Origin of the sequence: Pseudomonas sp. SIMBA_068 (genome assembly GCF_046534705.1) — a bacterium.
In the GTDB taxonomy this organism is placed as follows: Bacteria; Pseudomonadota; Gammaproteobacteria; order Pseudomonadales; family Pseudomonadaceae; genus Aquipseudomonas; species Aquipseudomonas putida.
This window is the reverse complement of the sequence record NZ_JAWRYI010000006.1, coordinates 109,145-121,168: the sequence shown is the minus strand read 5'-3', so window position 1 is coordinate 121,168 and position 12,024 is coordinate 109,145. Positions and strand designations below refer to the sequence as shown.

The 12,024-nt window shown below is 62.8% G+C and carries 12 protein-coding genes; 6 read left to right on the top strand and 6 right to left on the bottom strand.

All coding sequences use genetic code 11. The features are described 5' to 3' along the window. Window positions 1-134 precede the first annotated feature (134 nt). Window positions 135-614, top strand: a complete 480-nt coding sequence (locus SB756_RS15830) for a glycine zipper domain-containing protein (RefSeq protein ID WP_174371285.1) — start codon at window positions 135-137, stop codon at window positions 612-614. Between the two features lie 64 nt (window positions 615-678). Here SB756_RS15830 and SB756_RS15825 read toward each other — a convergent pair whose 3' ends face one another. From SB756_RS15825 to hslO, 3 genes are all read right to left on the bottom strand, one after another. After that, window positions 679-1,110, bottom strand: a complete 432-nt coding sequence (locus SB756_RS15825) for an acyl-CoA thioesterase (protein WP_410911101.1) — start codon at window positions 1,108-1,110, stop codon at window positions 679-681. A gap of 186 nt (window positions 1,111-1,296) precedes the next feature. Next, window positions 1,297-2,838 carry a phosphoenolpyruvate carboxykinase gene (locus SB756_RS15820; RefSeq protein WP_063423222.1) on the bottom strand — a complete coding sequence of 514 codons (1,542 nt, stop codon included), beginning with the start codon at window positions 2,836-2,838 and terminating at the stop codon, window positions 1,297-1,299. Between the two features lie 179 nt (window positions 2,839-3,017). Further along, window positions 3,018-3,917 carry an Hsp33 family molecular chaperone HslO gene (gene hslO / locus SB756_RS15815; protein ID WP_049276053.1) on the bottom strand — a complete coding sequence of 300 codons (900 nt, stop codon included), beginning with the start codon at window positions 3,915-3,917 and terminating at the stop codon, window positions 3,018-3,020. 120 nt (window positions 3,918-4,037) lie between these two features. Between hslO and SB756_RS15810 the strand changes: the two genes are divergently transcribed. Beyond that, the gene (locus SB756_RS15810) at window positions 4,038-4,832 is read left to right on the top strand and encodes a phosphatase PAP2 family protein (RefSeq protein WP_410911100.1); all 795 of its coding nucleotides are present in this window, start codon (window positions 4,038-4,040) and stop codon (window positions 4,830-4,832) included. Window positions 4,833-4,947: 115 nt separating this feature from the next. Here SB756_RS15810 and SB756_RS15805 read toward each other — a convergent pair whose 3' ends face one another. Next, entirely contained in the window at window positions 4,948-5,349 is a 402-nt protein-coding gene (locus tag SB756_RS15805) for an RNA-binding S4 domain-containing protein (RefSeq protein ID WP_338747467.1), read from the bottom strand. 109 nt (window positions 5,350-5,458) lie between these two features. Between SB756_RS15805 and SB756_RS15800 the strand changes: the two genes are divergently transcribed. Continuing rightward, complete coding sequence (locus tag SB756_RS15800; protein ID WP_016497556.1) at window positions 5,459-5,941, top strand: ATP-dependent zinc protease; 483 nt, start codon at window positions 5,459-5,461, stop codon at window positions 5,939-5,941. Beyond that, window positions 5,938-6,843 carry a 30S ribosomal protein S6--L-glutamate ligase gene (gene rimK, locus SB756_RS15795; protein ID WP_410911099.1) on the top strand — a complete coding sequence of 302 codons (906 nt, stop codon included), beginning with the start codon at window positions 5,938-5,940 and terminating at the stop codon, window positions 6,841-6,843. The genes SB756_RS15800 and rimK overlap by 4 nt, the downstream gene beginning before the upstream one ends. Window positions 6,844-6,945: 102 nt before the next feature. Here rimK and SB756_RS15790 read toward each other — a convergent pair whose 3' ends face one another. Together SB756_RS15790 and ompR are read right to left on the bottom strand one after the other, a co-directional pair. Continuing rightward, entirely contained in the window at window positions 6,946-8,259 is a 1,314-nt protein-coding gene (locus SB756_RS15790; RefSeq protein ID WP_059394994.1) for an ATP-binding protein, read from the bottom strand. A 13-nt stretch (window positions 8,260-8,272) separates the two neighbouring features. Further along, on the bottom strand, window positions 8,273-9,013 hold the full coding sequence (gene ompR, locus SB756_RS15785) for a two-component system response regulator OmpR (RefSeq protein ID WP_016484407.1): 741 nt from the start codon (window positions 9,011-9,013) through the stop codon (window positions 8,273-8,275). A 217-nt stretch (window positions 9,014-9,230) separates the two neighbouring features. Here ompR and SB756_RS15780 point away from each other — a divergent pair, with 217 nt between their 5' ends. Continuing rightward, window positions 9,231-11,555: a Tex family protein gene (locus SB756_RS15780; RefSeq protein WP_410911098.1), complete on the top strand. Its 2,325-nt coding sequence runs from the start codon at window positions 9,231-9,233 to the stop codon at window positions 11,553-11,555. After that, a complete protein-coding gene (locus tag SB756_RS15775; RefSeq protein WP_012270050.1) occupies window positions 11,555-11,938 on the top strand; it encodes a PaaI family thioesterase in 384 nt (127 codons plus the stop codon). Before SB756_RS15780 ends, SB756_RS15775 begins: the two co-directional genes overlap by 1 nt. Window positions 11,939-12,024: the final 86 nt, after the last annotated feature.

The window sequence follows — 12,024 nt, the reverse complement described above, 5'->3', positions numbered from 1 at the left end:
AAAATGCATAAAGTTTCACAGCAAATACAGTAACTTAGCGAATTGTGTACAACTCGTGTTACTCGTCGGATTTCCGTTGCCAGCCGCGCCGCTTAGCCTCAAATTCGCCTCGTCATCCCTATGAGGCTCTCTTGATGAAGAAGTACTCCTCGATTTTGTTGTTGTCTTTCAGCTTGCTCAGCGGCGTTGCCATGGCAGGCGGCAATACCGAGGCCGGCATTGGCGGCGCATTGGGTGGGGTACTCGGCTCCGTAGTGGGCAACTCCATCGGTGGTAGCACGGGCGGTGCCATTGGTGCCGGTCTGGGCGGCGCAGCCGGTGGTGCCCTGGGTGCCGACAAGCGCCAGCGTGGCGAGGCTGCTATCGGCGGCGCGCTGGGCGCTGCAGGCGGTAACGTGGTCGGTCGCTCGGTGGGCGGCACCACCGGTAGCTACATTGGTGCAGCCGCAGGCGGCGGCGCCGGTGGCGCGCTCGGCAACTACATGGGCAACAAAGCCGATGACGACGACCGCGATGACGATCGTCGCTACCGTCGCGGCTACGACGACCGGCGTCACTACGACCGTGGCCACCACTACGGCCACCGCAAGCACAAGCGCCACTGGCGCGACTGATGCCTGAGGGCCTCGCCCCGGCAGCAAAAGCCCCGCCCCTTTCGGCGGGGCTTTTTTATGCCTGCTATCCCAGCACCAGGCCAGACAGGATCACTTGCAGCGGCTCAGGCAACACCACAGGACGACCACTGGCCCGTTCGATGAACACCTGAACCACCGTACCTGCCGCACACGCCTCCGGCTCGCCCGGGCGGAACAGCGCCAGGCGGTACTCCACCGTACTACCCGCCAGGCGCGTCACCCCCAAGCCCACTTCGAGAACGTCGGGGAAGCCCGGCAGCGCGAAGAAATCCGCCGCCGAACTGACCACGAATGCCGCCAGCTCGCCGTCACGCAGGTCCACCTCGGCCTGTTCGACAAGGAAGGCCTGGATAGCCGTTTCGAAAAAGCCATGTACGGTCGCTCCGGCGATATGGCCGTTGACGTCGTTGTCCGAAGGGCGGGTGAGGATGGGGTGGAAGTGGTTGAAGGCACTGCGCTGAGGGGATTCGGTCATCTGTCTGGCTCTTGTCTCGCAAATGATGCTGACAGTGAAACAGAAATTCCAGATTTCCGCTGCCTGAGCCGCCCTCTTCGCGGGTAAACCCGCTCCCACAGGAATCGCCGCGAAGAGGCCGGCTCAGGATATCGTTCAAAAAAAAGCCGCCCCAAAGGGCGGCTTTCTTGTCGCGCTGGGCTCAGCTTACAGCTGCGGGCCAGCGGCCTTGATGGCGTCGGAAACTTCGAACTTCTTGAAGTTTTCGATGAACAGCTTGGCCAGGCCTTTGGCGGCCTCGTCGTAGGCAGCTTTGTCAGCCCAGTTGGTGCGCGGGTTGAGCAGCTCGGTTTCAACGCCCGGGACAACTTTTGGCACGTCCAGGTTGATGATGTCCAGGTGCTCGGTTTCGGCACCGACCAGCGCGCCGCTCTGGATCGCAGCGATCACCGCACGGGTGGTCGGGATGCTGAAGCGCTTGCCAACGCCGTAGCCACCGCCGGTCCAGCCGGTGTTGACCAGGTAGACCTTGGAGTTGAAGCCATTGATACGCTTGATCAGCAGCTCGGCGTACTCGCCAGCCGGGCGCGGGAAGAACGGGGCGCCGAAGCAGGTGGAGAAGGTCGACTTGATGCCGCCGCCCGAACCCATTTCGGTAGAACCCACCAGCGCGGTGTAACCGGACAGGAAGTGGTAGGCCGCCTGTTCGTTGTTCAGGATCGAAACCGGAGGCAGAACACCGGTCAGGTCGCAGGTCAGGAAGATGACCGCGTTAGGCTCGCCGCCCAGGTTCGCTTCGGAACGCTTGGCAACGTGCTCCAGCGGGTACGCTGCACGGCTGTTCTGGGTCAGGCTGACGTCGGTGTAGTCGGCGTGCTTGTTGGCGTCGAGAACGACGTTTTCCAGCACAGCGCCGTGCTTGATGGCTTTCCAGATGACCGGCTCGTTCTTCTCGGACAGGTCGATGCACTTGGCGTAGCAGCCGCCTTCCATGTTGAAGACAACGCCTTCGCCCCAACCGTGCTCGTCGTCACCGATCAGGTAACGGCTTTCGTCGGCCGACAGGGTGGTTTTGCCAGTGCCGGACAGGCCGAAGAACAGGGTTACATCGCCTTCTTCGCCGATGTTGGCCGCGCAGTGCATTGGCAGTACGTCGGCCGCCGGCAGCAGGAAGTTCTGCACCGAGAACATGGCTTTCTTCATTTCGCCGGCGTAACGCATGCCAGCGATCAGCACTTTCTTGGCGGCGAAGTTGATGATCACGCAACCGTCGGAGTTGGTGCCGTCACGCTCAGGCTCGCACACGAAGTTGGCAACGTTGAGCACCTGCCACTGGTCGCGGCCAGCCGGGTTGAACTGCTCCGGGTTGATGAACAGGCAACGGCCGAACAGGTTCTGCCAGGCAGTCTGGGTGGTCATCTTCACCGGCAGGTAGTGCTCGGCGGCTGCCCCTACGTGAACGTAGGAAACGAAGTGATCCTGGGCGTTGTTGAACGCCTCGACGCGGTCCCACAGGGCATCGAACTTGTCGGCCGGGAACTTGCGGTTGATCGGGCCCCAGGAAATGGCGTCCTGGGTGGAAGGTTCTTCGACGATGAAACGGTCAGCCGGCGAACGGCCAGTACGGTGACCAGTCTCTACGACCAGTGCGCCAGTATCGGCTAGTACGCCTTCACCGCGTTGCAGCGCTTCTTTTACCAGCTCATCGACGCTCAGGTCGGTGTACACGGTGTTGTTGGCTTGCGTCATGAGATACCCCATCCGGCCCGAGGCCGAGTGCTCCAAACGTTTTGTAGTTGTCTTGAAAAAACTACTACAGCGAAAAAAGTGGCCGGATTATGCCAGAAACGCCCAAAAAAAGTAGGCCCCTCCTGTCGTAACCGCGCTTTTGCGCAATTCGACAGGAGATTCCCCTGTAATTAAACGTTTCAGTGGCGAGTTTCTGAGGCGGTGTCTGTACCGCCACCGGCAAACAGTTGCGCCACATCGCTTGCATCGAAGAAATAGCGCTCGTTGCAGAACTGGCAATCGATCTCTACCTGGCCGCCGCACTCTTGCACCAGCGCCTTGGCGTCATGCTCGCCCAGGCTCACCAGCGCATTACCGGAGCGTTCGCGCGAGCAGCTGCAATTGAAGCGCAACGGCTGAATGTCGAACAGGCGCACGGCATCTTCGTGGTACAGGCGGTGCAGCAGGGTTTCGTTACCTTCGGCCCATTCTTCAGGCTTGAGGGTCTTGGCCAGGGCGATCACGTGCTGCCAGCTGTCTTCACGTTCTTCGTCGTCAGGCTGGCGATCACGCGGCAGTTGCTGCAGCAGCAGGCCACGGGCTTTGCCGTTTTCGGCGTTGAGCCAGAAGCGGGTATTGAGCTGTTGCGACTGGACGAAGTAGTTGGTGAAGCACTCCGACAGGTTGGCACCGTCGAGGTCCACTGTACCCTGGTAGCGCTGGCCCTTGACCGGGTCGATGGTCAGGGTCAGGTGGCCCTCGGGCATCAACTGCGCCAGCGTGGCGTCAGCGGCGATCTGATCGGCCTCGTAGCGCGCCACGCCACGGATGTCGCGATCGCCCGAGCATTCCACCATCAGCAGCGGGATCGGCCCTTCGGAGCGCGCCTGCAGAATCAGCAGGCCATCGAACTTCAATGCCCCCACCAGCAAGGCGGTGGCGGCCATCAGTTCGCCGAGCAGCGCCTGCACCGGCTGTGGGTATTCATGACGCGCCAGCACCGCGGCATAGCTGTCATCGAGAGACACCCACTCGCCGCGCACATCGCGCTCGTCGAAGATGAAACGTTGAGTGAAATCGGTATCAGGCAAATCGCTCATAGGTTTTGGCTATCTAAAAAATGATGACAAAATGGTTACAGCGGTTGTCGAAAACCTTCGAAAACCCGTGACAGAGCGCTCACAAGGCGCTCCGATTCCTGTTTGCAATAGAGGTATCTTATGGACAATCGACCACTGTTCCAAGCAAGGTGGTCCTTGGGGCCATTGGCAGCCTGCACGCTGCTTCCCATCGCTCTACTGTGTTTCTGGTTATGGCCTTTTGGCCAGATCCTGTGCCTGACTTTCGACGAGTGGCTGTTCCACAGCCTGAATGCGCCGCTGGCCGACAACACTACCTGGCGCTACATCTGGACCGTCGGCAGCCTGCGCCCGTTCGACATCGTCGTTGGCCTGATCCTTCTGGCAGTGCTTATCCGTGGTGACTGGGTGTTCAAGGCAGCTCAGGTTCGCCAGGCCTTTTTCGGCTTTCTGGTCACGCTACTCCTCTTAGTGGTGATTCGCGCGCTGTTTTCCAAGTGGGTGGATGCAGCCGGCTGGCAGCACAAGAGCCCGTCGATGATCTTCGACGACGTGGTGCACCTCAGCGACTACTACCCGAACCTGGAGGCGGCCTGGGAGCTCAAGGACCGATCCAGCAAGAGTTTCCCGGGGGATCACGCTTCGGTGCTGCTGATCTGGGCGCTGTTCATGAGCGTATTCAGCCGCCGACTGGTGCAGTTCCTGGTGATCTGGGGGCTGGCGGTGCTGTTCATGCTGCCGCGCCTGGTGGCCGGCGCCCACTGGGGGCAGGATGACTACATTGGCGGGTTGCTGATGGCAGTGCTGGCGTTGGGCTGGAGCTACTACACGCCGCTGGCGGCCAAAGGCAGTGAAGCGTTGATACGCTGGACGGCACCGTTGTTCAACCTGCTGGCCAGACTACCGCTTGTCGGGCGGTTGGCCGTGCTCCGCTAGATACTTGGGGCTGCTACGCAGCCCTTTCCGACCGGTCCGGCGCCCCGGCAAGGCCGCTCCCACAATGCTCGGTGAGGAGCTGGCTTGCCGGCGATGGGCCGCAGAGCGGCCCCGGCTATTCATAGCTGCCATGCAGCTGGTGAATCTGTCGGCGCTGCTTCTTGGTCGGCCGGCCATCGGTAGTCACGCCCATGGCCCCGGCCTTGCGCATTTCGGCCGCCTGCTCACGCCGCCTCACGCTTTCTTCGGTTTCCTCGTACAGCGTCTGCGCTTCTGGCGCCCCACGCCGCACCACCGACAACGCCTTCACCACCACGGTGCGTTCATCGAACCCGGTGCGCAGCAAAAATTCGTCGCCCACCCGTGGCTCCTTGCCCGGTTTGCAACGCTCGCCGCGGCAATGCACCTTGCCGCTCTCGATCGCCGCCTTGGCCAGCGCCCGCGTCTTGTAGAAACGCGCCGCCCACAGCCACTTGTCGAGGCGAACCTTGTCGTCGTCTTCGGCTTTTTGTGCCATCCCGTTACCTCGGATTCTGTCTTTCATCGAACTGTACTACCTTCACATACGGATGCAAAAAGTCCCCGCCATGCTTACAGTTCACCACCTTACTCGCAGGGTGCGCTTCGTGAAGACATTTGACCATTTGACTGTGATCGGCCTGCGTGAGTGGATAGCCCTGCCCGACCTTGGTGTCGCCGGGCTGCGCGCCAAGATCGACACCGGCGCCAGCACCTCAAGCCTGCACGCTACCGAGGTGGAACCGTTCGAGCGCGACGGCCAGCCCTGGGTCCGTTTCACTGCGCACCTGGGCTCGGTGGTGCAGTTGCGTCACCGGCGTTGCGAGGCCCCGCTGGTCACCATGAAAACCATCAAGAGCTCCAACGGCCACGCCCAGACCCGCTATGTCATCCGCACGTCACTGGCGCTGGGCGATGGTGTGTGGGAGGTGGAGTTCACCCTGGCCTGTCGCAAGAACATGCGCTACCGCCTGCTGCTCGGTTCCAAGGCCTTGATCCAGGGCCAGCTGGTGGTGAACCCCGGCTTGAAGTACGTCCAAGATAAACCGGCCTTTCCGGCCACCCTTTCCCCTGTCACAGGTGCTGCATGAAGATCGCTGTGCTGTCGCGCAATCCGCGTCTGTATTCCACCCGCCGCCTGGTCGAAGCCGGTACCCAGCGTGGCCACGAAATGGTGGTGATCGACACCCTGCGGGCCTATATGAACATTGCCAGCCACAAGCCGCAGATCCACTACCGCGGCAAGCCGCTGGAGGGCTTCGATGCTGTGATCCCGCGCATCGGGGCTTCGGTCACCTTTTACGGCTGCGCAGTGCTGCGCCAGTTCGAAATGATGGGTGTGTACCCGCTCAACGAATCGGTGGCCATTGCCCGCTCGCGCGACAAACTGCGATCACTGCAATTGCTGTCGCGCCGTGGTATCGGCCTGCCCATTACCGGCTTCGCCCACTCACCGGACGACATCCCCGACCTGATCCAGATGGTCAATGGCGCCCCGCTGGTGATCAAGGTGCTGGAGGGTACCCAGGGCATCGGCGTGGTGCTGTGCGAAACCACCCAGGCGGCCGAGTCGGTGATCGAGGCGTTCATGGGCCTGAAGCAGAACATCATGGTTCAGGAGTACATCAAGGAGGCCGGCGGCGCCGATATTCGCTGCTTCGTGGTGGGAGACAAGGTGATTGCCTCGATGAAGCGCCAGGCCAAGCCGGGCGAGTTCCGCTCCAACCTGCACCGGGGGGGCGTCGCCAGCCTGATCAAGATCACCCCGGAAGAGCGGATTACCGCCATTCGTGCGGCCAAGGTGATGGGGTTGAGCGTGGCGGGTGTTGATATCCTGCGCTCCAACCATGGGCCGTTGGTGATGGAGGTGAACTCATCGCCGGGGCTGGAGGGGATCGAGGTGACCACCGGCAAGAACGTGGGCGGGATGATCATCGAGCACCTTGAGAAGAACGGCGGGCCTAATCAGACCCGGACCAAGGGCAAGGGCTGAGATTTTGGGGGCTGCCTTGCAGCCCATTCGCAGCACAAGGCTGCTCCTACAGGGGATCGCGTAACCCTGTGCTGCGAATGGGCCGCAAAGCGGCCCCGGCCCTCACACGGCGTTCCGGGGTAACAGCAGCCCAAGCGGCAACCGAACCCGCGCCTCGATCCCGCCACCGGACCGGTTACGCAGCTCCACATTCCCGCCATGCTGGGCCGCGATGCGCTTGACTATCGCCAACCCCAGACCGGTGCCCTTGCCGCCCCGTGCACGGTCCCCACGAATGAACGGGTTGAAGATGGTCTCCAGCTCCGATTCGTCGATCCCGGTGCCACGGTCCAGCACGCTCAGCACCACGTATGGTGCACTCTCGTCACCCGACACATAGGCAGCCACTTCCACGCCCTTGCCGGCATGGTGCAGGGCGTTGCCGATCAGGTTGCCCAGCATGCGCTTGAGCGAAACACGGCGCAGCGGGAACGGCGGGATTGGCTCCAGGCACAGGCGCACACGTTCTTTCGGCTGGTTGTACGGGGCCACCACTTCACGCACCAGTTCAGCCAGGTCGACCTCTTCCACCGGCTCGTCGCGGCCATCGCGGATGAACGCCAGGAACTGATCGAGGATCGCATCCATGTCCTCGATATCGCGGACCATGTCGTCACTCAGGTCGCTGTCGCTGTCCAGCAATGACAACGACAGGCGCAGGCGCGTCAACGGTGTGCGCAGGTCGTGGGAAACCCCGGCCAGCATCAGCTCGCGCTCGCGCCCGGCCTGCTCGACATCTTCGGCCATCTGGTTGAAGGCCTTGTACACCTCGGTCATCTCGCTGGGTGTATCGCTGATCGGCAGGCGCACGCTGCGCCCCTGGCCCAGCTGACGAGCGGCGAATACCAGGCGCTTGAGCGGCTGGTTCAACTGGCGCACGAAGATCCAGGCAGAGGCTGTGGACAACAGGCCGATGGCCAGGAACCAACCCAGCACGTTCCAGATCTTCTGCCCACGCAGCGGGTGCGGGTACAGCGGCACTTTCAGCCAGCCCGGGCCCAGGCTTGGCGCATTGACCCACAACGCCGGTGGCGCATGAATACGCAGCCGCACCTCGGTGTCTTCGCCCAGCTCCGCCTGCATCTGCCGTTGGTAGATTTCGCTGTAGGGCCAATGCTGCTCGCCCTCGGGCACACCCGAGCCGGTCACGCGGATAAGGCCCGCCGCCTCGGCAATCTTGTCGCGGTTTTCTTCGTCGGCAGCCCAATAGGCGCGCAAGGTCAGCGCCACACCGTGGCTGTACTGACGGTCGACCAGCACGTCCTCGTTCATCAGCAGGTAGACCAGGGTCAAGGCCTTGCTGAACAGGACGACGATCAACACCAGCCACAGGGTGCGGGCGAAGAAACTCTGCGGAAACCACAGCGGCGTTTTCATGGACGACGCGGCATCATTTACCTGCGTTTCCGTCTGGCACGAACACGTAGCCCACGCCCCAGACGGTCTGGATGTAACGCGGTTTGGAGGGGTCCGGCTCGATCATGCGGCGCAGGCGCGAGATCTGCACGTCGATGGAGCGCTCCAGTGCATCCCACTCGCGGCCACGGGCCAGGTTCATCAGCTTGTCGCGGGTCAGCGGCTCGCGGGCGTGCATCACCAGGGCCTTGAGCACGGCAAACTCGCCGGTGGTAAGCATGTGCACTTCATCGCCACGCTTGAGCTCGCGGGTGGCCAGCGACAGCTCGTAGTCGCCAAAGGTGACCGATTCGTCCTCGCTGCCCGGCGCACCCGGCACGGCGGGGGCCTGACGGCGCAACACAGCCTTGACGCGGGCCATCAGCTCGTCCGGGTTGAACGGCTTGCCCAGGTAGTCGTCAGCGCCCAGCTCCAGGCCCTTGATACGGCTCAGCTCGTCGCCCTTGGCGGTGAGCATGATGATCGGGATCTGGTTGTTCTGCTGGCGCAGGCGCTTGCACGCGGACAGGCCATCCTCGCCCGGCAGCATCAGGTCGAGTACCACCAGGTTGAACACCTCGCGCTGCAGCAGGCGGTCCATCTGCTCGGTGTTGGGCACCGCGCGGGCACGGTAGCCCTTGCTGGTGAAGAAACGTTCCAGCAGGCTGCTAAGCCCCGGATCGTCGTCGACGATGAGAATCTTGTCACCTTCAGCGGTGTTTGCGGTGCCGGTCATGAATAACTCCTCTGATATCGCCGCGCATTATGGCGTAGCCATTGCTGCACGTTGCGTGAGCATTGTTAGCAGATTTTTCCCCCGGCGCCAGTTCCAGCTGGCTGGGCGCCATCACCGCAAGCCGTTTGCGATGGGTATAATGCGCGGCTTTCATCCAGCGCCGCCGGGCGAAAAGCCCACAGGCGACCCCCGTATTCACAAATGTCAGGTGGTTTACATGGACAGCATCAACAGCCGTATCGCCGAGGAACTGGGCGTACGCCCCCAGCAGGTTGAGGCGGCCGTGGGCCTGTTGGACGAAGGCTCGACCGTGCCCTTCATCGCCCGGTACCGCAAGGAAGTGACCGGTAGCCTGGACGACACCCAGCTGCGCCATCTGGAAGAGCGCCTGCGCTACCTGCGCGAACTCGACGACCGTCGCGCCAGCATCCTGTCCAGCATCGAGGAACAGGGCAAGCTGACCCCGGAACTGGCCCGCGAAATCAAGCTGGCCGACACCAAGACCCGCCTCGAAGACCTCTACCTGCCGTACAAGCAGAAGCGCCGCACCAAGGGCCAGATCGCCCTGGAAGCCGGCCTGGGCGACCTGGCCGACGGCCTGTTCAACGACCCCACCCTGGCCCCGGAAAGCGAAGCCGCACGCTTCGTAAACGCCGAAAAAGGCGTAGCCGACGTCAAGGCCGCGCTGGAAGGCGCCAAGTACATTCTCATGGAGCGCTTTGCCGAAGACGCCGCCCTGCTCGACAAGCTGCGCAGCTTCCTCAAGCAGGAAGCCGTGCTCAGTGCCCGTGTGGTGGCCGGCAAGGAAGAAGAAGGCGCCAAGTTCCGCGACTACTTCGCCCACGATGAACTGCTGCGCAACGCGCCGTCGCACCGTGCCCTGGCAATCTTCCGCGGGCGCAACGAAGGCGTGCTGAGCGCTTCGCTGAAAGTGGGCGAAGAACTGCCTGGCACCCTGCACCCGTGTGAAGTGATGATCGGCAACCACGTCGGCGTCGAAAACCGCAGCCGCCCGGCCGACAAGTGGCTGGGCGAGGTGGTGCGCTGGACCTGGAAGGTCAAGCTGTACACCCACCTGGAAACCGACCTGTTCGGCGAACTGCGCGACAACGCCGAAGGCGAGGCGATCAACGTATTCGCCCACAACCTGCACGACCTGCTGCTGGCCGCCCCGGCCGGCCCGCGCGCCACCCTGGGCTTCGACCCAGGCCTGCGCACCGGTTGCAAGATCGCCGTGGTCGATGCCACCGGCAAGCTGCTTGACTACACCACGGTGTACCCGCACGCGCCAAAGAATGACTGGGACCGCACCATTTCCATCATGGCCGCACTGTGCGCCAAGCACTCGGTGGAACTGATCGCCATCGGCAACGGCACCGCCAGCCGTGAGAGCGACAAGCTGGTGGCCGAACTGGTCAAAAAATACCCAGCGCTGAAAATTACCAAGATCATGGTCTCCGAGGCCGGTGCGTCGGTGTACTCGGCATCGGAACTGGCCGCCCGCGAGTTCCCGGACCTGGACGTATCGATCCGTGGCGCCGTGTCGATTGCCCGCCGCCTGCAGGACCCGCTGGCCGAGCTGGTGAAGATCGACCCGAAATCCATCGGCGTCGGCCAGTACCAGCACGACGTTTCCCAGCTGAAACTGGCGCGTGGCCTGGACGCCGTGGTCGAGGACTGCGTGAACGCCGTGGGCGTGGACGTGAACACCGCCTCGGTCGCGCTGCTGACCCGAATCTCCGGCCTCAACGCCACGCTGGCACAGAACATCGTCGCCCATCGCGATGCCAACGGCCCGTTCGCCACCCGTGCAGCGCTGAAAAAGGTCAGCCGCCTGGGTGAAAAAACCTTCGAACAAGCCGCCGGCTTCCTGCGTGTGATGAACGGCGACAACCCGCTGGACGCCTCCGCAGTACACCCGGAGGCTTACCCGCTGGTGCAGCGCATCGCCGCCGACACCGAGCGCGACATCCGCTCGCTGATCGGCGACAGCAGCTTCCTCAAGCGCCTGGACCCGAAGAAGTTCACCGACGAGTCCTTCGGCCTGCCGACCGTCACCGACATCCTGCAAGAGCTGGACAAGCCTGGCCGCGACCCACGCCCCGAGTTCAAGACCGCCACCTTCCAGGACGGCGTCGAAGACCTCAAGGACCTGGAGCCCGGCATGATCCTGGAAGGCGTGGTGACCAACGTCACCAACTTCGGTGCCTTCGTCGACATCGGCGTACACCAGGACGGTCTGGTGCACATCTCGGCGCTGTCGGAGAAGTTCATCAAAGACCCGCGTGAAGCGGTCAAGGCCGGCGACGTGGTCAAGGTCAAGGTCATGGAAGTGGACATCCCGCGCAAGCGCGTCGGCCTGTCCATGCGCATGGGCGACACCCCGGGCGAGAAGGTCGAAGGCAACCGCGGTGGCAACCGTGGCAATGGCGGCAACCGCCAGCAGCAGGCCCAACGCCCGCGTGAAACCGCCACTGCCGCACCGGCCAACAATGCCATGGCCTCGCTGTTCGCCAACGCCAAGCAGTTGAAGAAGAAGTGATGGACGTACCCCGCGAATACGTCGAAAGCGCCTTCAGCCAGCTGCTGGGCTGCCGCCTGCAACGCCTGGACACGGGTGTTGCCGAGGTGGCCCTGGCCCTCGAGCCGCACTTGCGCAACCGTGGCCAGAAGCTGCACGGCGGGGCGATCTTCAGCCTGGTGGACATCGCCATGGGCCTGGCCTGCTCGGCCAGCCATGGCTTTGACCAGCAAAGTGTCACCATCGAGTGCAAGATCAACTACATGCGCGCCGTCAGCGACGGCGAAGTGCTGTGCACCGCCCGTGTGCTGCATGCCGGGCGTCGTACCCTGGTGGTCGACGCCGACGTAGTCCAGGGCGACAAGCTGGTGGCCAAAGCGCAAGGAACCTTCGCGGTTCTCTAGCTCACCAAGCAGTATCTGCGGTATTTTCAGCAGTGCGCTGGCACTGCTGGAACCGCGTAAACCAGGCGACAACGCCAGTTCCTTTC